Here is a 22,784-nt window from a genome sequence, read left to right on the forward strand (position 1 = left end):
AATGTCTAACTTTAGCGTTGAAGATATCTTATTGCTGATTCATGGAGAAATTGCTACTGCAGTCACTAGTGCTGAAGTGTATGGTGCTAGCCCTGGTATAAAACTATCTAATGTGCGTGTTCGTATGGGACAAAGCACACAAGGCCAAGAAGACCGTTCGATATCATTGGATACGGAGCGCTTTCCGCCAGCTGAGCAGGGGTGGCTGATTGATGTAATTTACAGCCCTACAGATAACACTAACCAAGCGCCGATTACTGACAACAACCAGATTCTGCCTAGCCAGCTATCCAAATTTCTTGCTCTTTCCTCTGTCGAAAAACTTAGTGGTGTTGGTAAGCACTACCAAAGTTTATTGAATCGAATCAATATTCAAAGCATTCAAGATCTTGCAGAACTTCAATCGGGAATTAAAGCTTTGGAAGGAATAGCTATCACACCGAGTCAGCTTAGACGCTTCCAAAGCCTCGCACATTTGGCGCTATCAGTGCCTGCCACCAGTATTCCCGTAGATCTTGCAGCGATAACACTTGCCGACCTTCTAGAGCTGTTATGGTCTAAAGCTCATGACACAAGATTATCATCCCTTTCTGGGGAAGCTAAAGGCCAAGTTTTACGTTGGTTACAGCAATTGGAGCTGTGTCTTGATAATGACTTTTTTAATCAGCTTACCTTGCAGAAAATGCTTGAAGAATCTTAAACAATACAGCGCTTCAGGGGTTTGCTTTTATCGTTGTAGCGCAACCGCTTTGAGCATCCTTAGTATTACAGCGCGACCAAACAAGAATCCATTGAAAACAGTTATATTTACATAAAAAAAAGACGCCTTATGGCGTCTTTTTTTTAAACTTTGGTGCTCAGAGCGGGACTTGAACCCGCACGGCCTACGGCCACTACCCCCTCAAGATAGCGTGTCTACCAATTCCACCACCTGAGCTAAATCGTTTTTAGTTGTCGTCTTCTTTCGACTTTTCAGCATCTTCTGCTGCGGCATCGATTGACTCAGCAATTGTCTCTTGATCAGCTGTTGGAATTTCTGTGCTAATTTCAGCTTCGGTTTCAGCTGGAATTTCTGTGCTGATTTCTTCACTAGTTTCGCTAGGGATTTCCGCTGAGCGAGCTGATTCGCCAGTTTGCTCAGTTTGAGCAGCTGCGTCGACTAGGCTAGATTTATTAGCTTCTTCGTTGTTATTGATTGCGCTAATCGCAAGAGCAATAGCAAAGAATACAATTGCTAATATCGTAGTGCTTTTTGTCAAAAAGTTACCTGAACCTGGTGCGCCAAATAGCGTACTAGAGGCTCCTGCACCAAAAGAGGCTCCCATTTCGGCGCCTTTACCTTGTTGGATCAAAATAATACCAATCAGTAGTAGGGCTACTACTAACAGACTGATCATTAAAAATAATTCCATACTCTTAACCTGCTTCTCTTAACCTGCAATTTTACAAATTGCGATAAACTCATCGGCCTTAAGGGATGCTCCCCCTATTAAACCGCCATCAATATCTTTTTGCGCTAGTAATTGCTCAGCATTCGCCGCTTTCATACTACCGCCATATAAAACCTGTACTTTTTCCGCTACCGCTTCATTCATATCTGATAAATACTGACGAATTGAAGCATGTACGTCTTGCGCTTGCTCAGGACTTGCTGTGACACCTGTTCCGATGGCCCATACAGGCTCATAAGCAATCACGCATTGTCCTAGCTTGTCTAATCCTTCAGCCTTATCCTGATAGAAGGTTATTACTGCGTCAATTTGGGCTTTAACGACATCTAATGTGGAGCCATTTTCACGCTGCTCAAGCGTCTCACCCACACATAATACAGGAATTAATCCAGCTTCTAATGCCTTCGCGTATTTCGCGGCTACTAGCTCATTAGTCTCATGATACAGACTACGACGCTCGGAATGACCTACTAAAACGTATTTAGAGCCGATATCTTTAAGCATATCGCCGCTGATTTCGCCGGTGAAAGCCCCTTGGTCCTGCTCCGATAGATTCTGCGCACCAACGGCAATGTTACTACCTTTAGTGAGCTTAACCGCTTTATCTATATGTATAGAAGGTGGGCAGACAAGTATATCGCATTGCCAACTATCATCTAACTGACCTTTAATGCCACTAATCAAGCTCTCTACGGAGTCTAGATTACCGTGCATCTTCCAATTTCCTGCGATCAAGGTTTTACGCACTTCACACCTCTTCTTCTAAGACTTTCGGCTTCTTACCGCTACTACTTAATGTATTAAGGATTGAGCAATCTTTTGAGCTCAAAGGCCAGACAATAAGGAACCCACCTTTTTACAAAAGGGCGCAAATATTAACTGAGCCTTGGCTTTAACACAAGCATTGATGCTTAAGATTTAGAGATTTTAAGTTCAATCCTTGGTTTTATCCCGAAAATCATGGATTTTACCGCTCTGATCCAAGTATAATACGCGCCGTTTGAGGTTATTGAACATTTTTTGACCTCAATGTTGAGCGATTGTAATGGAAATTGACCAAAAAACAATAGATTAGACTGGTTACAGAGTTCTGTACACCAGGTTTTTGTTTTTCATCAATACGACGTTGCAATTATTGAAGTGACAACCATCAGGTATTATTTAAGTAGCGACCTATGATTAAGATTAAAAAAGGCCTGGATCTTCCTTTAGAGGGAAAGCCAGAGCAAACGATCTCAACTGGTGCTACGGTCAAAACCGTCGCCATCTTAGGCGAAGATTATGTTGGCATGAAACCGACCATGCACGTTCAGGTTGGTGATCAGGTTAAGAAAGGCCAATTAATCTTCGAAGACAAGAAAACTCCCGGGGTAAAATACACAGCTCCTGCGGCAGGAACTATTTCTGCTGTAAACCGCGGTGCAAAGCGTAAATTGCTTTCAGTTGTGGTTGAAATCGCAGACCAAGAAGAAGCCGTGTCTTTTAACAAATACTCAGCGGACCAAATCTCAGGCCTTGACCGTCAAGCCATTGTTGATCAAATGGTTGAGTCTGGCATGTGGACTGGTTTGCGTACCCGCCCATTCTCGAAAGTCCCAGCGATTGATTCGACTACTAAGTCGATTGTTGTTAGCGCAACAGATACTAATCCGCTAGCGGGCGATCCAGAAGTGGTGATTAAAGAGCGTAACGCTGACTTTAATCTGGGTTTGGATATCTTGGCTAAACTGGCTGAAGACAAAGTCTTCGTCGCTACTAAAGCCGACTCCAACATTGAGAAGTCTTCTAACGCCAAAGTAAACTACGAAAGTTTCTCTGGCCCACACCCTGCGGGGCTAGTTGGCACTCACATCCATCACTTATGCCCTGCATCAGCCGAAAATGTTGTATGGCACATGGGTTACCAAGACGTTATCGCGCTTGGTCGACTATTTGCGGATGGTGAGCTTTTTGTAGAGCGCATTATTGCTTTAGGCGGTACGGAAGTTAAAAACCCTCGTTTGGTTCGTACCCGTCTAGGCGCTAACGTTGATGAGCTTCTGCAAAACGAAATCAATGATAACGACAATCGCAAAATTGCTGGTTCTGTATTGAACGGTGTTAATGCGGTTGAAGCGCGCGCTTTTGTTGGTCGCTATCATAATCAGGTTACCGTTATCCCAGAAGGCCGTGAAAAAGAATTCTTCGGTTGGGCGATGCCAGGTAAAGACAAGTTCTCAGTAACTCGTGCTTTCCTAGGTCATATCTTCCCTAAGAAGACTTTCAAACTAAGCACTTCTACGGGTGGTTCACACCGCGCAATCATGCCAATTGGTAACTATGAGCGTGTTCTTCCTCTTGATATCCTACCTACACAGCTAATCCGTGCATTAGTGTGTGGCGATACGGATACAGCTCAGCAGCTTGGCTGCTTGGAGTTGGATGAAGAAGATCTTGCTTTATGTACATTCGTTTGCCCAGGCAAATACGAATTTGGCTCAATTCTCCGCGAAAATCTGACTAAGATTGAGAAGGATGGCTAAGATGGGTTTAAAGAATTTAATTGAAAAGAATGAACCGCATTTTGAGAAAGGCGGTAAGTGGGAAAAGTGGTACGCTTTATATGAAGCGGCAGCCACCATCTTCTACACTCCGGGTCACGTCACTAAAGGCGCTACCCACGTTCGAGATAATATCGACCTAAAACGTATCATGATCATGGTGTGGTTCGCTACTTTCCCTGCCATGTTCTGGGGTATGTGGAACGTCGGTTATCAAGCTCAAATTGCATTACAGGCAGGCATGAGCCTTCCTGATATGTGGCAAGTTGACTTCTTCCAGTTCATGGGCGGCGCTATTACGCCTGAGACTGGAGTCTTTGGCCTTATGTTCTATGGCGCGTGTTTCTTCCTGCCTATATATGCTGTGACGTTTATCGTCGGTGGCTTCTGGGAAGTATTATTCGCTACAGTTCGCGGTCATGAGATTAACGAAGGCTTCTTTGTTACCTCAGTGCTATTCGCTCTGATTCTTCCAGCTAAAATTCCACTGTGGCAAGTTGCCCTAGGTATTTCTTTCGGTGTGGTTGTCGCCAAAGAAATCTTCGGTGGTACTGGTAAGAACTTCATGAACCCAGCATTAGCAGGTCGTGCCTTCTTATTCTTCGCCTACCCAGCAGACATTTCTGGTGAAACCGTTTGGGCAGCTGTCGACAGCTACTCAGGTGCAACTCCACTAGCATCTGCAGCGGCTGGCACTATCACTGATTACAGCATCAACGCAAGCTGGTGGGACGCTTTCATGGGTCGCATTCCTGGCTCAATTGGTGAAGTTTCAACATTAATGTTGATGATCGGTGGTTTATTCATTATCTACATGCGAATCGCTTCATGGCGTATTGTTCTGGGCGTGTTGCTTGGCATGATTGCTACCAGCTATATCCTTAACGGTATCGGTAGTGAATCGAATGCAATGTTTGCGATGCCTTGGTACTGGCACTTAGTTACAGGTGGTTTTGCCTTTGGTATGTTCTTCATGGCAACAGACCCTGTATCTGCGTCACTAACTAACAAAGGTAAGTGGATCTTTGGTGCCCTAATCGGCTTCATGGTTGTGATGATTCGTGTCGTCAACCCAGCCTTCCCGGAAGGTATGATGTTGGCCATCCTATTCGCTAACTTGTTTGCGCCGTTAATCGACCACTTTGTGGTACAGGCGAACATCAAACGGAGGACTCGTCGTAATGTCTAAGAAAGAAAGTCCTATCAAAACGATTGTTGTCGCAGTTGTCTTGAGTTTGGTTTGCTCGGTAGTCGTATCTTTTGCGGCTATTCAGTTAAAGCCAAAGCAAGAGCTTAATAAAGAACTCGACCGTAAGCGTAATATTTTGATTGCAGCACGTTTGCTTGAGCAAGGTGGTACTCAATCTGAGATTGATGAGCTATTCAAGCAGGTAGAAACAAAGGTTGTTGATTTATCGAGCGGTGAGTTCATTGAGCCACCTAAAGGCTTTAACCAGCGTAAGTTTGCTAAAGACCCAAAAACTAACAAGGTTTTACAGGGCCAAGAAGATATCGCGGGCATTAAGCGTCGCTCACAGTTTGCTAACGTTTACTTAGTGCACAACGGTGACGAGCTCGACACTATCGTACTGCCAGTACATGGTTATGGCCTATGGTCGACTATGTATGGTTTCCTAGCTCTTGAGCCTGATACTAAAACTGTTGTTGGCTTTAAATATTACGAGCAAGGTGAAACTGCGGGTCTGGGTGGCGAGATTGAAAACCCAACTTGGTTGTCACAGTGGCCTAATAAGCAGGTTCTTAATGAGCAAGGTGACCCAGTAATTAAGTTAGTTAAAGGCTCGGCTCAAACTGAAAACCAAGTAGACGGCCTTTCAGGTGCAACCTTAACCAGTAATGGTGTTGAAAACACACTTCACTACTGGTTAGGCGAGGATGGCTTCGGTCCATTCTTGGAACGTGTAAGAGCGGGAGAAATTTAAGATGGCATTTGATAAACAAGAAGCCAAATCGGTCTTATTTTCACCGATTTTCAATAACAACCCGATTGCTTTGCAGGTACTGGGTATCTGCTCTGCGCTAGCGGTTACGAGTAAGCTTGAAACAGCTTTAGTAATGAGCTTGGCTCTTACTGTGGTTGTTGCTCTTTCGAACATGCTGATCAGTATGATTCGTAAGCAGATTCCATCAAGTATTCGAATCATCGTGCAAATGACGATTATCGCGTCATTAGTAATCCTGGTTGACCAGGTACTTAAGGCATACGCCTATGAAGTATCTAAGCAGCTATCGGTCTTTGTTGGCTTAATTATTACCAACTGTATCGTTATGGGTCGTGCCGAAGCCTACGCTATGAAGAATGGCCCTTTTATGAGCCTTCTTGATGGTCTTGGTAACGGTCTGGGTTACTCGGTGCTCTTGATTGTGGTCGGTATCATCCGTGAACTATTCGGTTCAGGTGAGTTACTGGGTTACACAATCCTACCTTCGACTGCAAACGGTGGTTGGTACGAGACAAACGGTATGTTGGTTCTTCCAGCAAGTTCATTCTTTATTATTGGTTTCCTTATCTGGGCACTTCGTGCTTGGAAAAAAGACCAAGTGGAGGATAAAGAATAATGGAACATTATTTATCATTATTTATTCGCTCTGTTTTCGTTGAAAACATGGCATTGGCATTCCTTCTGGGAATGTGTACTTTCTTAGCGGTTTCAAAGAAAGTTCAGACGGCAATTGGTCTTGGTATCGCGGTTATCATCGTGCAAACCATTACCGTTCCAGTAAACAACTTATTGGTTCATTACCTTTTAGCTGACGGCGCTTTAGCGTGGGCAGGCTTCCCAGAAGCTGACTTAAGCTTCCTAGGCTTAATTGTCTATATCGGCGTTATCGCAGCATTGGTACAAATCTTGGAAATGACTTTAGATAAGTTCTTCCCAGCACTGTACCAATCGTTAGGTATCTTCCTACCATTGATTACGGTTAACTGCGCCATCATGGGTGGTTCACTGTTCATGGTAGAGCGTGACTACGACTTTGCTGAGTCTGTTGTATTCGGTCTTGGTTCAGGTTTTGGTTGGGCCCTAGCAATCGCAGCTTTAGCGGGTATTCGTGAGAAAATGAAGTATTCAGACGTTCCAGATGGCTTACGTGGTTTAGGTATTACCTTCATCACCGTTGGTTTGATGGCGATCGGCTTCATGTCATTCTCTGGTATTAAATTGTAATTTATAAGGAAACAACCAATGAGTGAAATTATTCTAGGCGTTGCCTTATTTACCATAGTAATCCTAGCGCTGGTGATGATTATTCTATTCGCACGCAAGCAGCTAGTGGCTACTGGTAACGTTACAATTAACATCAATGACGACGCTGAAAAATCTATTACAACTGAAGCTGGCGGTAAGCTACTCGGTGCGCTAGCTAACAATGGCATTTTCGTATCATCTGCATGTGGTGGCGGCGGTACTTGTGGCCAGTGTATCTGTAAAGTTACAGAGGGTGGCGGCTCTATTCTTCCAACAGAAGAAAGCCATATCACAAAGAAGGAAGCCGCTGAAGGTTACCGTCTTTCGTGCCAGGTCGCGGTTAAACAAGACATGAAAATCGAAGTGCCTGAAGAAGTTTTTGGTACTAAGAAGTGGGATTGTGAAGTTATCTCTAACGATAACAAAGCAACGTTCATTAAAGAGCTTGTGTTACGTATTCCTGATGGCGAAAGCGTTCCTTTCCGTGCCGGTGGTTATATTCAGATCGAATGTCCTCCGTACAAATTGAAGTACAGTGAGTTTGACATTCCTGACGAGTATCGTCCTGACTGGGAACAGTTTAAGTTATTCGACGTAGAAGCCGAGTCTAAAGAAGATGTGATTCGAGCTTACTCAATGGCGAACTACCCAGAAGAGGAAGGCATCATTATGCTAAACGTGCGTATCGCAACGCCTCCGCCACGCGATATGTCACTACCAGCAGGTAAAATGTCATCTTACATCTGGAAACTCAAACCAGGCGATAAGGTTACTATTTCTGGTCCTTATGGTGAATTCTTCGCCAAAGATACCGATGCTGAAATGGTCTTTATTGGTGGTGGTGCTGGTATGGCTCCGATGCGTTCGCATATCTTTGACCAACTACGTCGTATTAAGACAGACCGCAAGATGACGTTCTGGTACGGTGCTCGAAGCAAGCGCGAAATGTTCTACGAGGAAGATTTTGACATGCTTGCGCGTGAGAATGACAATTTCAAATGGCATGTGGCGCTTTCAGATCCGCAACCAGAAGATAACTGGGAAGGTTATACGGGCTTTATTCATAACGTCTTGTATGAAAACTACTTGAAAGACCACCCAGCTCCAGAAGATTGTGAGTTCTACATGTGTGGACCTCCAATGATGAACGCAGCATGTATTAAGATGCTAGAAGATTTAGGCGTAGAGCCAGAAAACATCTTACTTGATGACTTTGGTGGCTAAACACTACTAACTCTTTTAAAATAGGCGGCCTTAGGGTCGCCTTTTTTGTTTCTGCTTTTCGCAGTTTCATACTTTTCGCTTAGGTACTATGATTATGCGCATTATCTTACTTTCCTTTCTTAGTCTGCTATGTATTTCATGCTCAGAGGAAATTCCATACAGTAAAATTTCTGGCTCAACTATGGGTACGACCTACAGCGTTATCCTAAGATCCGATTCAGTATCGCCCGAAGTTGTGTATAAAGACATAGAAACCGAGCTGAAAGCTATCAACCAGCTGATGTCGACTTATATCCCCGATAGCGAAATCAATCGATTTAATGCGTTAACCAATAACAGTTGCTTTCGTTTTTCAGACAAAAGTTGGGAAGTGCTTGTCGCTGCGCAGAAAGTCTATCAGGCCACTAATGGTGCCTTTGATATTACTATGGGCCCACTAATTTCTCGCTGGGGCTTTAACGTTGAAGAATATGAAGAAAAAGTACCTTCCGCAGCCGAGGTCCAAACACTGTTAACAACAACGGGAAGTGATAAGTTACATTATGACTTCACTAATCAGTGCATCAGCAAGTCACTTCCAGGAATTACGATTAACCTATCGGCCATCGCAAAAGGTTTTGGCGTCGATCGTGTAGCTCATATCGTGGAACAGCATGGCGTTGTTGATTACTTGGTTGAGATTGGCGGGGAGACTAAAGCAAAAGGGCGCAATCCGAACGGCAGTGACTGGCGCGTAGCTGTAGAAAACCCATCAGCAGTTGCACAGCGTAAAATGCTTGTAGTGGGCCTTACAGAGAGCTCTATAGCCACATCTGGTGATTATCGAAACTATTTTACCATTGATGGTAAACGTTTTTCCCATACCATCGATCCTACGACAGGCTATCCAGTCGAACACTCACTAGCATCTGTATCAGTTATACACCCACAAAATATGTACGCAGATGCTTACGCAACCGCTTTTTCAGTGATGGGCGTTAAGCGCTCTCTAGAGCTAGCAAACAGTTTAAACTTAGCCGTTTTTATGGTGGAACATAGCAGTAAACAGGATGAAGAAGCGAAAGTGCACAGTAACGAGGAGTTTGATAGCTATATACTGACTCATTAGATCCTGTGAAAAGAGCTGTAACAGTATTCTTGGCCGTCACTGTTGGTATTCAAAATACTATAATCTGTTTGTTTTTTAATCTGTATATTCGCCATTGGAGTATGGTAAAATGTACCCACTTAACCAAATCTTAGAGTCATTATGAGCAGTACATTTTTATTAGCTTTTGCCCTTTTTATTGGCGTCATAATTATTATGGCCGTTGGTTATATTTTTCAGCAAAAGCGTATTAGCGGCAGTTGTGGTGGATTAGATGCACTTGGCATCGAAAAAGCCTGTGATTGCGATAAACCTTGTGCAAAAAAACGTGCACGTATGCGAAATAATGAACACCGTTTAGATATTACAGTTATTGAAGAGTAATTCAAAAGAATTACTCTTACTCATTCTTAGAGTAATTATACAGAAGGTATTTTACGAGAAGTGTTGGAAAGCCTTAAGTATGCTTTGTCTTGAGATCATTCCAACTAATTGACTCTTTTCGACTACCGGATACATTCGACAGCTATCTTCTAAAAATCTTTCAGCAACATCAGCTATATTGTCATCAGGATGTACCGTTCGCACTTCCTTCGCCATTCTATCAACCACCTGATCACCTAAATCACCATGGTAAATAGCGCTTAATACCGTATGTAAGCAGTCCTTTTCTGATAAATAACCCACTAATCGGTTATGGTCATCAACTACTGGGGCACCAGTCAATCTGTATTCCATCATCGTTTGTGCGGCTTCAACGACATCAGTTTCTGGCTTCAAAGTAATCATCGCAGAAGTCATATAATCACGTACCGTGACTGATTTTAGCATAGGCGGCTCCTTTTCAATTAGGCTTTATAGTTATCACGCTTCATTTGATAGTAGCCTATTTCCTATAAAAAACAAAGCCCAGCAATTGCTGGGCTTTGAACTATCATAACTACTGGGAGTTATTATTTTTTAGTTTCTGCGTGAGCTTCTGCACGACGGTTAAGGGCACGGCCTTCAGCAGTTGAGTTATCTGCAATCGGACGCTCTTCACCGTAACCAACAGCGCTTAAACGAGAACCATCAATACCGAAGTTATTGATTAAGTAATCCTTAACAGCTCCTGCACGACGCTCAGATAAACCTTGGTTGTATTGGTTCGAACCAGTGCTATCTGTGTGGCCTTGGATTTGTGCGTTAACGTCTGGATACTGACGTAAGAACTCTGCAACTTTCGCAATCTCAGAAACCATCTCTGGCTTGATTTGGTACTTATCAACGTCAAAGTTCAAACGCATGTCGACGACTACTTCTTCTTTTGGCTCAATCTTACAGCCACGCTCGTCAACTTTTGCACCAGCTTCAGTACCTGGACATGCGTCCTTGTAGTCCGCTACACCGTCACCGTCACTATCAAGTGCACAACCGTATGCGTCTACTGCAGCACCAGCTGGGGTACCAGGACAACGATCGTCAGCGTCTAATACACCGTCGCCATCAGAATCTTTAGCTTCTTTCTTAGGTTCAACTTTTGGTGCTGGAGCGCCTGCGCGAACCGTCTCACCAAAGAAGTAACCGATGTTGAAATAAGCCATTTTATCGTCGCCACGCTCACCTGAATCTAGGAAATCATAACCTACACGCAGAAATACATTGTCGTTAGCGAAATGCTGAATACCCAAACCAACTTTGTAAAACTCATCTTCAAAGTCAGGGTGGTAAACTTCATACTTGTCTTCGTGCTTACCATAACCAACTTTTAGGAATGGATGTGTTTGCGCACTTCCTAACCAGTTAGTGTCATTGTATAGAACATCTAAGCCATAGGTAATAATATCAGTGCGGGCACTAATAGCATTATTGTAAGCATCATCGGTGTAACTGTATAAGCCTTCAATTTGCCAATTCTTATTGAAAGCCCAACCGAAACCAAAATCGCCACCCATTCTTTCATTAGTTTGGCGGTGTACATCTAAATCTAAGTCATGAAGACCCACATATCCATAGAAACCATGGCGGTCTTGTACTTCACCTTCTCCAGCATAAGCTGTTGAACCTAAGGCCAACAAACAAGCTGCTGCTATTAACTTCTTCTTCATAGTTTTGCCCTCTTCCTTTATTTCTTGAGTTTAAAGAGTACAGCTATTATACATGAAACAATAACTTACACTCCGAAATATACGTAACTTTCAACAATTTTACAATTTTCTATATCAGTTCTTGGACCTTATTAGCTATGCGTTTCGCGCTATTTTGCGCCAACTGTTCTTCAGTAGCCTCTACCATAACTCGTATTAACGGCTCAGTTCCAGACTTTCGAATAAGTACCCGACCTTTATCACCTAATTGAGTTTCAACGTCTTTAATAACCGTTTGTAGCTCTGCTTTTGCTAATATTTCGTCCGCATCTTTAACTCTGACATTGATCAACGTTTGTGGAAATAGCGGATGACTTTCAACAAACTGCTCTAACGTCTGACCCTCATCATTTAAAGCCTTTAAGACCTGTAAAGCCGAGATTATACCGTCACCTGTTGAGTTGTAATCCAAACATATTACATGTCCTGATGACTCACCACCGAGTTTCCAACCGTTCTTTTTTAACGACTGCATTACATAACGGTCGCCAACATTGGTTCTTTCAAAATCGATATTGTGTTTCTTAAAATCTACTTCGATTGCCATATTAGTCATTAAAGTCCCGGCAACACCACTAGAGTCTATATCACTTTTACTCAATGACTTTGCTAAAATCCAAATCAGCTGATCGCCATTTACAAGTCGCCCTTTCTTATCGACCATCATCACGCGATCACCGTCACCATCGAATGCTATTCCTAAATCGGCGTTGTGTTCTAACACAGCTTCTGACAGTGCCTTTGTATCTGTAGCTCCACAGTCTAGATTGATATTCAGCCCATTGGGTTCACAGCCAATTTTTATAACTTCCGCGCCCAACTCTTTGAAGACGTAAGGTGCTATGTGGTAAGTTGCTCCATGTGCACAATCTACCACCAGTTTCTGTCCTTTTAATGACAGATTATTCGGAAAACTGGCTTTACAAAATTCAATATAACGCGCTGATGCATCTTCTAGTCGGTATGCCTTACCTAGCTTGTGGCTTTCCTCTGTGGTCATATCCTTATCAAGTAACGCCTCTATCTCAAGTTCTACTTCATCAGGGAACTTAGTACCATCTGCAGAAAAGAACTTAATGCCATTATCATGATAGGGGTTGTGCGACGCACTGATTACAATGCCAGCATCAGCCCTGAAGGTTCTCGTTAAATAAGCAATTGCTGGTGTTGGCATAGGTCCCACCAACATGCTATTAACTCCAGAAGCAGTTAAGCCAGCTTGAAGTACTGATTCAAACATATAACCTGAAATTCGAGTGTCTTTACCAATGACAACTTTTCCTTTATTCCCCAATACTTGCCCCAAAGCCCAACCCAGCTTTAAAACAAACTCAGGCGTAATTGGAAACTCCCCTACAGTGCCTCGAATACCATCAGTACCAAAATATTTTCTCTTACTCACTTTATGTCCTATTATTATTTGTCGTTATTGAAAAGCGTTTATGATTCTCATTGCCTGCACCGTTTCCTCGACATCATGCACGCGTAAAATCTTCGCTCCATTTAGCGCAGCATAAGTAGCAGCGACAACGCTACCCAAGCCACGTTCAGCTATATCTTTATCCAATATCTGCCCAATCATGGTTTTCCTTGAAACTCCGACCAGTAACGGGCAGTCAATTATTCTAAAGCTCTCAAGTTGCTTCATCAATTGGCAATTGTGCTCTAATGTTTTACCAAACCCAAAGCCAGGGTCAATAATTATTCTGTTCTTCGAAATCCCTTTTTCTTCGCATTCTGCAATGCGCTTTATTAACGCTTCCTGAACCTCAGTGACAACATTGTCATACTGTGGGTTCTGTTGCATGGTTCTAGGCTCGCCCTGCATATGCATGATACATATATGGACATCAGAACTGGAAACAACCTTTAATGCACCAGGAGCTGTAAACGATCGCACATCATTTATGAGGTCGACTTCAAGCTTTAACGCTTCCTGCATCACTTCTGCTTTACTGGTATCAACCGAAACTATGGCGTCATTTTGCTTAGCACACTCAATCATCGGCAGGACGCGGTCTAGCTCCTGCTGCACCGACACTTCTGTCGCGCCTGGTCGCGTGGACTCCCCCCCGATATCGATAATTTCAGCGCCAGCCTCAATCATAGATTTGACCCTAGCTTCGGCAGAAGCCTTATCGACAAATTGACCACCATCAGAAAACGAGTCTGGGGTTGTATTCAGAATCCCCATCACAAGGGGCTCAGGTCTTTGCAGTAGTTTTGCAAGTTTACTCATTATTAACTTTCTAACTCCATAAAAAAAGGGCCTCGAAAGGCCCTTGTTTTAATCTTTTAAGAACGGTCGTCTTCTGTATGATTATCGTCAGGCTCGTGAGCTGATGTTTGCTCTTTGCTCTCCTCTTCACGAGTATTATCTTGACGACTTTGTGTGCTTTTATCCGACCAATCAGCAGGAGGTCTCGGCTCCTCGCCTTTCATAATGTCTTCAATTTGCTTAGCGTCGATGGTTTCGTACTTCATTAACGCTTGCGCCATTGCATGTAACTTATCAATTTCTTCATTAAGAATCTTCTTAGCACGATCATAGTTACGGTCAATAAATTCTCTAATCTCGGCATCGATGATTCTTGCAGTATCATCAGAAATATTCTTATGCTGGGTCACTGAGCGACCTAGGAATACCTCGCCTTCATCTTCCGCGTAAGATAGAGGTCCTAACTTTTCTGACAAGCCCCACTTAGTCACCATATTGCGTGCTATATCGGTGGCCCGTTCAATATCGTTAGAAGCCCCGGTTGTTACTTGATCCGGTCCATTTAAAATTTCTTCAGCAATACGCCCACCAAATAAAGAAGACAGCTGGCTTTCTAGTGCTTCCTTAGATAATGAGTAACGGTCTTGCTCAGGCAAGTACATGGTGACACCCAATGCACGGCCTCTAGGAATAATACTGACCTTATATACTGGATCATGGCTTGGTACACGCAGACCTACAATCGCGTGTCCCGCTTCGTGATAAGCAGTATTCAACTTTTCTTCTTCGGTCATCACCATTGAGCGACGTTCTGCGCCCATCAAGATCTTATCTTTGGCTTTCTCGAACTGCTCCATACCAACCGTACGTCGATTATCACGAGCAGCGAATAGCGCCGCTTCGTTGACAAGATTGGCTAAGTCCGCACCTGAGAAACCTGGCGTACCACGAGCGATCAAACTTGGCTCTACATCGTCACCCACTGGAATCTTTCTCATGTGAACTTTAATAATTTGTTCACGGCCTTTAATGTCCGGCAAGCCTACGATGACCTGACGGTCAAAACGACCTGGGCGTAATAATGCTGGGTCTAATACATCCGGGCGGTTCGTCGCGGCTATAACAATAACGCCTTCACCACCTTCGAAACCATCCATTTCAACCAGTAATTGGTTCAAGGTTTGCTCACGCTCATCATGACCACCGCCAAGACCAGCGCCACGATGGCGACCGACCGCATCAATTTCGTCGATAAAGATAATACATGGTGCATGTTTCTTCGCTTGTTCGAACATATCACGAACACGAGAAGCACCAACACCCACAAACATCTCAACGAAATCAGAACCTGAAATGGTAAAGAAAGGAACTTTTGCTTCGCCAGCGATAGCACGGGCCAATAAGGTTTTACCCGTACCTGGAGGGCCTACCATCAAAACGCCGCGTGGAATTTTGCCACCTAGGCGTTGGAATTTGCGAGGATCGCGCAGGAAGTCAACTAACTCGCCCACTTCTTCCTTAGCTTCTTCTACGCCCGCAACGTCAGCAAAAGTTGTTTTCACCTGATCTTCGCTCAACATGCGAGCTTTGCTTTTACCAAACGATAGCGCACCGCCGCCTTTTCCACCGCCTTGCATCTGGCGCATGAAATAAATCCAAACAGCGATCAATAATAAAATGGGGCCAAAACTTAATAAGAAAGTACCGAAACCACCAGTTTCGCGCTTTTTACCTGAATACTGAACTTTATTCTCGAGAAGAATTTCATTCAGCTTTTCATGGCCGCCAGGAGGAATTTCGGCATTAACCGAGCGATTTGAGCCTGAATCTTTACCTGAAACCGTGCCGGTATTAGGGTCAATTAAGACATTATCCACTTGTTTTGCTTCAATCCTTTCAACAAACTCAGAGAATGCGATTTTACTATCGTCTAGCTGCTTCTCCTGAATGGCATCGATAACGACGAACAAAATAACAGCCGCTATTACCCAAAATAGAATATTTTTCACTAAATCGCTCAAAATTTGACCTCAACTCCGACAGCTACCTGTCTTTACTTACTGACTCAGTATTATGCCACGCTTTATGATATTGGTAAGCCCAATGACTTAATAAATTGGCATAAAAACAAGCCAGTATCTTAACAAAACGTAACCATTTCCATAATGTTTTTTCTAGCAGAACTTGATTAAATACTGCCGAACACTCGCAAATTTAGCCCTTAAAACCCTGTGCAACCACATAGACTTCTCTGGAGCGAGCTCTAGAAGCGTCGGGTTTCCGAATCATGACCTTAGCAAAAGAGTCTTTGCATTGCCTAATATATTCGTCAAAACCTTCGCCCTGGAATACTTTAACCACGTAACTACCACCTTCCGCCAACACATCTCGTGCTAACTCTAGTGCCAGCTCAGCCAGGTACATTGCTTTCGGCTGATCAATAGCATCCATCCCACTCATATTGGGGGCCATATCTGATAATACAAGGGTTGCTTTCTGTGCTCCGATCAGGTCCATCAGCTCATTAAGCACTGACTCTTCTCTGAAATCGCCTTGAATGAATGATACGTCGGGTAAAGGGTCCATCGGCAATATATCAAGCGCGAAGATTTTTCCTTTACTGCCCACCTTATAGGCGGCGTATTGTGACCATCCGCCTGGTGCGGCACCTAGATCAACAATAGTACAACCTGGCTTAATAAGGCGATACTTAAGATCCAGCTCTTCCAGCTTGTAGACAGCACGCGAACGATACCCGTCTTTTTGCGACTTTTTGACATAAGGATCATCGAAATGTTCCTTCATCCAGCGCTGACTGCTTTTTGTTCGTGACATAGCTTAGAAAAATACTTGTATTGATTAAAACTAGTCTCTATTGTACCGTTTTTAAGGTAAAATAACCGCAATTCATAACCATTAAGTCTATTAAATGTCACAAACAAACAAGCCGTTAAGCAAAACTCAAATCAAATTTTTGCGTAGTAAAGCGCATAAACTTAAGCCTGTCGTCATGATCGGTGATAAAGGTTTGACTGAAAACGTATTAGAAGAGATCAATCTTGCTCTAAGTCACCACGAGCTTATTAAAGTTCGCATTCGTACCGAAGAGCGCGACGACAAAAAGGCGATGATTTCTGAAATATGCAAACAAACAAAAGCCCAAGAAGTTCAAGTTATTGGTCATGTCGTGGCTCTGTATCGCCGTTCTGACGACGTGAAAATTGTATTACCGAAATAAAAACTAGTTCTGCCAGAGAGTAACTGACAGAGATTATCAAAGGAGTCATCAGTGGCATATAGTGTTTTACTGGTTGAAGATCATGCAGAACTGGCAGCGACAACTGGCGAGTTTTTGGAGCTTTGCGGTTATATCGTGGATTATGCCAATGACGGTCAAACCGGTTTAAATCTGGCTCTCGAAAATAGCTATGATGCTCTCATCCTTGATGTCATGCTACCTGGCATGAGTGGCTACGACATTTGTCGCAAAGTTCGCCAAGAAGCCAAATCTGATATTCCGATTCTTATGCTAACGGCGCGAGATCAGCTGCAAGATAAGCTAGAAGGCTTCGACACTGGTGCGGATGACTACCTAATCAAGCCCTTTGACTTTGAGGAGCTAAATGCTCGTCTAAATTCTATTATTAAACGACATAAAGGCGACTTTAGTAGCAAACCACTTAAAATCCACGACCTTGAGCTTGATCTTAAAACCATGACCGTGACCCGCGCTGGCAAAAGCTTGAAGCTATCGCCGACAGGTCTGCAAATTCTTAAAGTTCTGATGAGACGCTCGCCAGAGTTGGTTACAAGAGAAGAAATTGAGCGTGAACTGTGGGGAGACTTGGTGCCCGATAGTGATGTTTTGCGCAGTCATTTATACAATTTACGCAAGGTTATTGATAAGCCTTTTGATTGCGCATTACTACAAACAGTACCAAGCTTAGGTCTTAAAATCATACCGCCAGACAATAACTAAGCTCAGCAGTCTAGGACACGCTTTCAGGTACCGTTAGCGTTACTTTGGTGCCTTTCCCCTTCTCACTTTCTATAGACAGTTTCCAGCCCATTTGCTGACAGACTCTATTAACAATTGGTAGCCCAAGCCCAAAGCCTTTAACTTTCATGCTTTCGCGATCTTCGCGAAAAAAGGGCTCATAAACGCGCTTTAATGCATCTGGATGAATGCCACAACCCGTGTCTTCAACTATGATATCGCGTCCCTTCAGAGTAATGACTATTTCACCTTTGTCAGTGTAATTAAATGCATTACTAATGATGTTATTGAGACAAATACAAAACAGGCGTTTTGAGACTTTGGCTTTGATCTGATCTTGGTAAACAGTAGTGACTTTAATATCTTTATCGGCATTAATTTTCTCGATTTGCCTTAATTGCTGTTCGACTAGGTCATTGAGCAAAACTGGCTTGTCTGAAATTTCCGGCGTTTGATCACGTGACAAAAGCAACAGAGCTTCGAGTAATCCTTCCATATCCTTAATCATGGGGTGCATTCGGTTGACCACCGTTTGCTGACGCTCGTTTAAGTCTTGCCGATCAAGTACAGACAGTGAGCCTTTTAAAACAGCCAAAGGGGTTCTCAATTCGTGGCTGGCGTAACGCGTAAAGTTTTTCTCCCTTTCGACATACTCCGCGACCTGTCTGGCATACTTTTTAAAAGCATTGAGCAATACATCAACTTCAGCATTGGCATCATTTTCAATATCAGAAAAATCAATTTCAAAGCCCTCTTTACCGTCTACGCTCTCCATTTTACGCGATAACTTTATCACTGGTGAGACTGCACGCTTTGCCATGTAATAGCTAATCCAAGCGGGTAGGTAGATAATAAGTAGGACAAGGGCGAGAGGCGTTATTCCAAAGAAAAGGGCAAGCTTCGCTACCTGTCCTTCTTCGAACACTAAATACAGCTTTTTACCATGTCGCTCAGAAACGTGAACTAATGGTCTCTTTTCCCGTGTTTCTAGCCGTTGATACCCGATTGGGAGTTGCGCTAAGTCTTCTGGTACAGCTTGCTTGTCACCATCTTTTTCCAGGTAGCCGGTCAAGTTTAATGTTTTAGGTAGGTTACTATTGGGATCTTGCTCATAATGTTGCCAGTAAAATTCAGCCTCACCCTCTAGCGCTTGTTTAATTAATACTTTTTCTACGACTTTACCTGCGCCATAAACACTGAGCAGAGTAACACCACTGATCAGCACAAGCTGAATCAGCATTGCCTTAATCAATTTGTGGTGTATTCGTTTCTGCTTCTTAGCCATTATTTGTGCATTTATTTCTTAAATCGATAGTGAGCGACTAGCCACTCATTGCCATTGTTTAAACCGAAAAGCTCAGCACAAGACATGAAAAATATCCGCCATCGTTGTAACCAAACTTTACCTTCTTTTTCACCATACACTTTTTTAAATAGGCTTAATATAGTTTCCTTATTGCGATCCGTGTTTTCTAACCAAGCATTTGATGTTTTTTCATAATGCTGACCACTTAATAGCCACCGTTTTTCCAGGGTTAAGCCTTGTTGAAAATTTAAAAATGTATCTGCCGCTGGCATCTGACCACCACTAAAGAAGTACTTACCCATCCAGTTGTCGTCACCCTCCTCTTCAAAAGGATACATTAAATACCGGTGACAGAATATGTGAATGAAGCACTTGCCCGAGTCGCTCAACCATTGCTCCATACGCTTAAAGAGTTGTTGATAATTTCTAACATGCTCAAACATTTCGATGGATATAATGCGATCAAATGATTCATTAGTATCAAACTCGTTAATATCCACTGTAATAATTTGAACATTTCCCAAACCTCTTTCTTGGGCTTTCTGCATGATAAATTCACGTTGCGAGTTTGAGTTTGAAAGCCCTGTAATTTGGCTATTTGGATATTTCTTGGCGAGATATAATGTTAAGGAACCCCAACCGCAGCCAAGCTCCAGAATCTTTTGCCCATCCTCAAAATCTCCACGCCTGGTATACAGCTCAAGCATATTGGCTTCTGCGCTAGTTAAATCTTTGGTCTCTTCATGCCACAAGCAGCTGCTGTATTTTAAATGCTCACCTAAAGCTAGCTTGTAGAAATCTGCCGGTACCTCATAGTGCTGTTCATTGGCTTTATCGGTCTTGATAGCTATATCACTGTTGCGTAGCTCCTCTAAGAATCGATTATATTGCTCTCCCTGTGCTTCAATATCATTAACGTGCTCATCAATCAGTCGTTGTTGACATAGTTTTCGAATCCCAGCACGAATAACCGTGTCTGGTAAAGTGCCAGACTCCATAAGTTTAATAATCGTTTGAATCACAGTTAGCTCCAGAGCATTTATTTATTTGGTGGGCCGAGGAAAAATTTATTGGTTCGCTTTTGATACTGACGATAAGCGTCCCCCTTCGAGCGTAAATTTTGTTGTTCGTTAAAGGGGATTCCAGTCAGCTTTAGTAAAAACAAAAGCATAATGAATGGGAATAGAAGCATTAACCAAAATAGTTCGCTATCTATCAATAACAATGGGTATGCGAACCAGTGGGTCCATTCGAAAAAGTAATTTGGGTGGCGTGAGTATTTCCACAGCCCTTGGTCACATACTTTTCCAGAGCCTGACGAGCGTTTCTTGAATTGATGGAGTTGTCGATCTGATTGCCAAACTCCAAAATAAGACAATATAACTACAGCTATAGCGACAAACTCAAATCCGCCGAACTCTCCCTGGTGATTCGCCAACACTGACGCGGGGAAACTAAATAAGCTGATAATGATGCCTTGCCCTACAAAAAAGAATAAGAATTTTAATTGTGTATTCTCTTTCCAATAGCTTCTTAAATAGGCGTAACGACCATCTTCTTTGGATAGATCGTAGCGTGATACTAGGTGCCAGAATAGCCTAAAGTACCAAGCAACTGGAGTCAACAAAACCATGAACCGATAAAACCAGTCACCTTTTGAAATGAAGAAAAGTATGAGGCCATTGACCACTATCATGCCAGACCAAACAACATCCACAATGTCGGCGTGTTGATGTTTTTTTTGCCAAAACCAAGCTATGAGTTGCGCAATTAAGTTTAAGCATAACAATGCAAGGAGTAGTTTAAGACTAGGCATCGGCTACCCACCATTTCTGAAATTGATGAAATCGTTTTGCAACAAAGGTCAACAAGAACCCGGTTAAAAACCAGCCCACTGCCATTAAGCTTAACGTCAATATTGGCGTGTTAATCTCCACAGCGCCAATCCGCTCAGCTCCTAAGTATGAAAGTGGCCCACCTATAGCAAATAAAAGACCCGCTAGGTATGGGCTTGATTGCACCCACTCTAACGAATGGTTAAAGCTAGCTCCTAGCGCAACCCATAGTGCCAATATCCACCAGGGGGCTATACCGGCGGAAGGCCAGTGGTTTTTATAAAGAATTAAATCACTGCTTGACCAGATCGAAGCCAGCACAAATCCAGCCACTATTGAAGCCACAATAACCACGAGGTCGCTATCTTTTCTTACATTGGATCTCAGTTGCCAGCCCATCATCAGTAAAAAAACCAATAAACCTACCCAAACGTAGCCATAAGTTACGCCTAAAATAAAAGCAGCCCATACTAGCTGTAGCAGGATAAAGTTTATAATTTTGTCGCACTTCACTGTTGAGCCAGCCATTGTTTTCTTTTGTTCAGTGGTTTTGCAAACAGTAAGTGGGTGTCACTAATCGATTTTTCGATAAATCCACCTTCACAATAGCTGAAATAGAACAACCACATTCGAATAAACTCTTCGCTGTAGCCTTGCTCTTTTACTTTGTCGAGGTTCTGATTAAAACGGGCTTTCCAGTGATTTAAGGTTTTTGCGTAGCTTTCGCCAAAGTCTTCTAGATTAATTAATCTTAAATCTGATACTTTTGCAGCACTTGATACGACAGCTGAAACACAAGGAATAAAGCTTCCTGGGAAAATATATCGTTTAATAAAATCAACAGACTTCAGCGCTTGTTTGTAGCGGCGGTCTTCGATTGTTATCGCCTGAATCAAAGCCAGTCCATCCGTTTTTAGGAGTTTGCTACATTGCTCAATATAAGTGTCTAAGTAATGATGACCAACAGCTTCAATCATTTCAATCGAAACCAACTTGTCATACTGACCTTTTAGCTCACGATAGTCTTGTTTCAGTAGAGTAATCTTATCGCTTAATCCTTCTTCGGCAATTCTTTGTTTAGTATATTGATATTGTTGTTCTGAAATAGTAGTTGTGGTGACATGGCACCCATAGTTTTTTGCAGCATAAATCGCCATCCCGCCCCAGCCGGTTCCAACTTCAATTACTTTATCCGTTTGCTGTAATGATAACTTTTCGCAAATCGTCTTCAGTTTATATTCTGAAGCCTCTTCTAATGATTCATCACCTTTAAAAATTGCTGAGGAATACATCATGTGTTGATCTAAGAACAGCTTAAAGAAATCATTTCCAAGATCGTAATGTGCAGAAATATTATCTTTACTCCCACCAACGCTGTTCTTGTTGAAATAATGCCAGACTTTTAAGATGCTATTTTTCAACCAAGCCAAGCCACCTTCCATAGCATCTAACAGCTCAATATTTCTCACTAGAATTCGAACAAGGCCAGTAAGGTCATCAACTTCCCACTTGCCATCAATGTAAGCTTGTGCCGCTCCATTACTTCCTTCAAGCGCAACTAGTCGGTAGAAATCTAAATCTCGGATCGTTAAAACAACAGATAGGTCGGTTTGCTGATCACCACAGGCATAAGTTTCGATAGGATCAGCAATAATAATGCCACCTTGAGTAATACCCGCCAAAGTGTTCTTCACTTGCTGCCTAATAATTCGCATCATGCCGCGATTGAGCTCAGCCGGCTCACCACCATTGTTTTCTTCTTTTTCTGCTTGTGTCGCTTGTGACATTATC

The 22,784-nt window shown here is 42.9% G+C and carries 24 protein-coding genes and 1 tRNA gene; 11 read left to right on the forward strand and 14 right to left on the reverse strand.

The window, feature by feature from the left end:
• Window position 1: 1 nt before the first annotated feature.
• On the forward strand, window positions 2–700 hold the full coding sequence (locus DL796_RS02685; RefSeq protein ID WP_110199723.1) for a hypothetical protein: 699 nt from the start codon (window positions 2–4) through the stop codon (window positions 698–700).
• Window positions 701–851: 151 nt separating this feature from the next.
• On the opposite strand, the gene DL796_RS02690 is transcribed toward DL796_RS02685, so the two are convergent.
• From DL796_RS02690 to tpiA, 3 genes are all read right to left on the reverse strand, one after another.
• Window positions 852–937 (reverse strand) — tRNA-Leu (locus DL796_RS02690).
• A 10-nt stretch (window positions 938–947) separates the two neighbouring features.
• Window positions 948–1,412 (reverse strand): preprotein translocase subunit SecG, encoded by a 465-nt coding sequence (gene secG, locus DL796_RS02695; RefSeq protein WP_110199725.1) that lies wholly within the window; start codon window positions 1,410–1,412, stop codon window positions 948–950.
• Between the two features lie 18 nt (window positions 1,413–1,430).
• Complete coding sequence (tpiA, locus tag DL796_RS02700; protein ID WP_110199727.1) at window positions 1,431–2,198, reverse strand: triose-phosphate isomerase; 768 nt, start codon at window positions 2,196–2,198, stop codon at window positions 1,431–1,433.
• A 428-nt stretch (window positions 2,199–2,626) separates the two neighbouring features.
• On the opposite strand from tpiA, the gene DL796_RS02705 reads away from it, so the two are divergent.
• The 8 genes from DL796_RS02705 to nqrM all read left to right on the forward strand — a co-directional run bounded on the left by DL796_RS02705 (window position 2,627) and on the right by nqrM (window position 9,895).
• Entirely contained in the window at window positions 2,627–3,973 is a 1,347-nt protein-coding gene (locus tag DL796_RS02705; protein ID WP_110199729.1) for a Na(+)-translocating NADH-quinone reductase subunit A, read from the forward strand.
• Window position 3,974: 1 nt separating this feature from the next.
• Window positions 3,975–5,180 (forward strand): NADH:ubiquinone reductase (Na(+)-transporting) subunit B, encoded by a 1,206-nt coding sequence (locus DL796_RS02710; RefSeq protein WP_110200699.1) that lies wholly within the window; start codon window positions 3,975–3,977, stop codon window positions 5,178–5,180.
• Window positions 5,173–5,934 (forward strand): Na(+)-translocating NADH-quinone reductase subunit C, encoded by a 762-nt coding sequence (locus tag DL796_RS02715; protein ID WP_110199731.1) that lies wholly within the window; start codon window positions 5,173–5,175, stop codon window positions 5,932–5,934. Before DL796_RS02710 ends, DL796_RS02715 begins: the two co-directional genes overlap by 8 nt.
• A gap of 1 nt (window position 5,935) precedes the next feature.
• Window positions 5,936–6,571 (forward strand): NADH:ubiquinone reductase (Na(+)-transporting) subunit D, encoded by a 636-nt coding sequence (locus tag DL796_RS02720; RefSeq protein ID WP_110199733.1) that lies wholly within the window; start codon window positions 5,936–5,938, stop codon window positions 6,569–6,571.
• Window positions 6,571–7,179: an NADH:ubiquinone reductase (Na(+)-transporting) subunit E gene (gene nqrE, locus DL796_RS02725; protein WP_110199735.1), complete on the forward strand. Its 609-nt coding sequence runs from the start codon at window positions 6,571–6,573 to the stop codon at window positions 7,177–7,179. The genes DL796_RS02720 and nqrE overlap by 1 nt, the downstream gene beginning before the upstream one ends.
• A gap of 18 nt (window positions 7,180–7,197) precedes the next feature.
• On the forward strand, window positions 7,198–8,424 hold the full coding sequence (gene nqrF / locus DL796_RS02730; protein WP_110199737.1) for an NADH:ubiquinone reductase (Na(+)-transporting) subunit F: 1,227 nt from the start codon (window positions 7,198–7,200) through the stop codon (window positions 8,422–8,424).
• Window positions 8,425–8,518: 94 nt separating this feature from the next.
• The gene (locus DL796_RS02735) at window positions 8,519–9,532 is read left to right on the forward strand and encodes an FAD:protein FMN transferase (RefSeq protein WP_110199739.1); all 1,014 of its coding nucleotides are present in this window, start codon (window positions 8,519–8,521) and stop codon (window positions 9,530–9,532) included.
• 141 nt (window positions 9,533–9,673) lie between these two features.
• Window positions 9,674–9,895, forward strand: a complete 222-nt coding sequence (gene nqrM / locus DL796_RS02740) for a (Na+)-NQR maturation NqrM (RefSeq protein ID WP_110199741.1) — start codon at window positions 9,674–9,676, stop codon at window positions 9,893–9,895.
• Between the two features lie 51 nt (window positions 9,896–9,946).
• Here the strand turns inward: nqrM and DL796_RS02745 are convergent, their stop codons facing one another.
• From DL796_RS02745 to rlmE, 6 genes are all read right to left on the reverse strand, one after another.
• The gene (locus tag DL796_RS02745; protein ID WP_110199743.1) at window positions 9,947–10,342 is read right to left on the reverse strand and encodes a CBS domain-containing protein; all 396 of its coding nucleotides are present in this window, start codon (window positions 10,340–10,342) and stop codon (window positions 9,947–9,949) included.
• Window positions 10,343–10,464: 122 nt separating this feature from the next.
• The gene (locus tag DL796_RS02750; protein ID WP_110199745.1) at window positions 10,465–11,598 is read right to left on the reverse strand and encodes an OmpA family protein; all 1,134 of its coding nucleotides are present in this window, start codon (window positions 11,596–11,598) and stop codon (window positions 10,465–10,467) included.
• Window positions 11,599–11,707: 109 nt separating this feature from the next.
• Window positions 11,708–13,039 carry a phosphoglucosamine mutase gene (glmM, locus tag DL796_RS02755; protein ID WP_110199747.1) on the reverse strand — a complete coding sequence of 444 codons (1,332 nt, stop codon included), beginning with the start codon at window positions 13,037–13,039 and terminating at the stop codon, window positions 11,708–11,710.
• Window positions 13,040–13,063: 24 nt separating this feature from the next.
• A complete protein-coding gene (gene folP / locus DL796_RS02760; protein WP_110199749.1) occupies window positions 13,064–13,876 on the reverse strand; it encodes a dihydropteroate synthase in 813 nt (270 codons plus the stop codon).
• Between the two features lie 56 nt (window positions 13,877–13,932).
• Window positions 13,933–15,876, reverse strand: a complete 1,944-nt coding sequence (ftsH, locus tag DL796_RS02765) for an ATP-dependent zinc metalloprotease FtsH (RefSeq protein ID WP_110199751.1) — start codon at window positions 15,874–15,876, stop codon at window positions 13,933–13,935.
• A gap of 193 nt (window positions 15,877–16,069) precedes the next feature.
• The gene (gene rlmE, locus DL796_RS02770; protein ID WP_110199753.1) at window positions 16,070–16,690 is read right to left on the reverse strand and encodes a 23S rRNA (uridine(2552)-2'-O)-methyltransferase RlmE; all 621 of its coding nucleotides are present in this window, start codon (window positions 16,688–16,690) and stop codon (window positions 16,070–16,072) included.
• A 94-nt stretch (window positions 16,691–16,784) separates the two neighbouring features.
• Here rlmE and yhbY point away from each other — a divergent pair, with 94 nt between their 5' ends.
• Complete coding sequence (gene yhbY, locus DL796_RS02775) at window positions 16,785–17,093, forward strand: ribosome assembly RNA-binding protein YhbY (RefSeq protein WP_110199755.1); 309 nt, start codon at window positions 16,785–16,787, stop codon at window positions 17,091–17,093.
• Between the two features lie 51 nt (window positions 17,094–17,144).
• Window positions 17,145–17,834, forward strand: a complete 690-nt coding sequence (locus DL796_RS02780; RefSeq protein WP_110199757.1) for a response regulator transcription factor — start codon at window positions 17,145–17,147, stop codon at window positions 17,832–17,834.
• A gap of 10 nt (window positions 17,835–17,844) precedes the next feature.
• On the opposite strand, the gene DL796_RS02785 is transcribed toward DL796_RS02780, so the two are convergent.
• From DL796_RS02785 to DL796_RS02805, 5 genes are read right to left on the reverse strand one after another with little or no spacing between them, the layout of a single operon-like run.
• Window positions 17,845–19,137, reverse strand: coding sequence for a sensor histidine kinase (locus DL796_RS02785; protein WP_110199759.1), 1,293 nt, complete (start codon window positions 19,135–19,137; stop codon window positions 17,845–17,847).
• 11 nt (window positions 19,138–19,148) lie between these two features.
• Window positions 19,149–20,156 carry an SAM-dependent methyltransferase gene (locus DL796_RS02790; protein WP_110200700.1) on the reverse strand — a complete coding sequence of 336 codons (1,008 nt, stop codon included), beginning with the start codon at window positions 20,154–20,156 and terminating at the stop codon, window positions 19,149–19,151.
• A 41-nt stretch (window positions 20,157–20,197) separates the two neighbouring features.
• Complete coding sequence (locus DL796_RS02795; protein ID WP_110199761.1) at window positions 20,198–20,974, reverse strand: DUF1295 domain-containing protein; 777 nt, start codon at window positions 20,972–20,974, stop codon at window positions 20,198–20,200.
• The gene (locus tag DL796_RS02800) at window positions 20,967–21,521 is read right to left on the reverse strand and encodes a DUF2878 domain-containing protein (RefSeq protein WP_110199763.1); all 555 of its coding nucleotides are present in this window, start codon (window positions 21,519–21,521) and stop codon (window positions 20,967–20,969) included. The genes DL796_RS02795 and DL796_RS02800 overlap by 8 nt, the downstream gene beginning before the upstream one ends.
• Window positions 21,503–22,780, reverse strand: coding sequence for an SAM-dependent methyltransferase (locus tag DL796_RS02805; protein ID WP_110199765.1), 1,278 nt, complete (start codon window positions 22,778–22,780; stop codon window positions 21,503–21,505). The genes DL796_RS02800 and DL796_RS02805 overlap by 19 nt, the downstream gene beginning before the upstream one ends.
• Window positions 22,781–22,784: the final 4 nt, after the last annotated feature.

It is taken from the genome of Kangiella spongicola (assembly GCF_003194565.2).
GTDB lineage: Bacteria > Pseudomonadota > Gammaproteobacteria > Enterobacterales > Kangiellaceae > Kangiella > Kangiella spongicola.

Coding starts and splice junctions, on each gene's coding strand:
- folP (WP_110199749.1), bottom strand. CDS start 13,876: ATGAGTAAACTTGCAAAACTACTGCAAAGACCTGAGCCCCTTGTGATG.
- DL796_RS02805 (WP_110199765.1), bottom strand. CDS start 22,780: ATGTCACAAGCGACACAAGCAGAAAAAGAAGAAAACAATGGTGGTGAG.
- DL796_RS02735 (WP_110199739.1), top strand. CDS start 8,519: ATGCGCATTATCTTACTTTCCTTTCTTAGTCTGCTATGTATTTCATGC.
- DL796_RS02795 (WP_110199761.1), bottom strand. CDS start 20,974: ATGCCTAGTCTTAAACTACTCCTTGCATTGTTATGCTTAAACTTAATT.
- DL796_RS02715 (WP_110199731.1), top strand. CDS start 5,173: ATGTCTAAGAAAGAAAGTCCTATCAAAACGATTGTTGTCGCAGTTGTC.
- rlmE (WP_110199753.1), bottom strand. CDS start 16,690: ATGTCACGAACAAAAAGCAGTCAGCGCTGGATGAAGGAACATTTCGAT.
- DL796_RS02720 (WP_110199733.1), top strand. CDS start 5,936: ATGGCATTTGATAAACAAGAAGCCAAATCGGTCTTATTTTCACCGATT.
- DL796_RS02705 (WP_110199729.1), top strand. CDS start 2,627: ATGATTAAGATTAAAAAAGGCCTGGATCTTCCTTTAGAGGGAAAGCCA.
- DL796_RS02685 (WP_110199723.1), top strand. CDS start 2: ATGTCTAACTTTAGCGTTGAAGATATCTTATTGCTGATTCATGGAGAA.
- nqrM (WP_110199741.1), top strand. CDS start 9,674: ATGAGCAGTACATTTTTATTAGCTTTTGCCCTTTTTATTGGCGTCATA.
- DL796_RS02800 (WP_110199763.1), bottom strand. CDS start 21,521: ATGGCTGGCTCAACAGTGAAGTGCGACAAAATTATAAACTTTATCCTG.
- nqrF (WP_110199737.1), top strand. CDS start 7,198: ATGAGTGAAATTATTCTAGGCGTTGCCTTATTTACCATAGTAATCCTA.
- secG (WP_110199725.1), bottom strand. CDS start 1,412: ATGGAATTATTTTTAATGATCAGTCTGTTAGTAGTAGCCCTACTACTG.
- DL796_RS02710 (WP_110200699.1), top strand. CDS start 3,975: ATGGGTTTAAAGAATTTAATTGAAAAGAATGAACCGCATTTTGAGAAA.
- DL796_RS02745 (WP_110199743.1), bottom strand. CDS start 10,342: ATGCTAAAATCAGTCACGGTACGTGATTATATGACTTCTGCGATGATT.
- DL796_RS02785 (WP_110199759.1), bottom strand. CDS start 19,137: ATGGCTAAGAAGCAGAAACGAATACACCACAAATTGATTAAGGCAATG.
- yhbY (WP_110199755.1), top strand. CDS start 16,785: ATGTCACAAACAAACAAGCCGTTAAGCAAAACTCAAATCAAATTTTTG.
- DL796_RS02790 (WP_110200700.1), bottom strand. CDS start 20,156: ATGGAGTCTGGCACTTTACCAGACACGGTTATTCGTGCTGGGATTCGA.
- nqrE (WP_110199735.1), top strand. CDS start 6,571: ATGGAACATTATTTATCATTATTTATTCGCTCTGTTTTCGTTGAAAAC.
- DL796_RS02750 (WP_110199745.1), bottom strand. CDS start 11,598: ATGAAGAAGAAGTTAATAGCAGCAGCTTGTTTGTTGGCCTTAGGTTCA.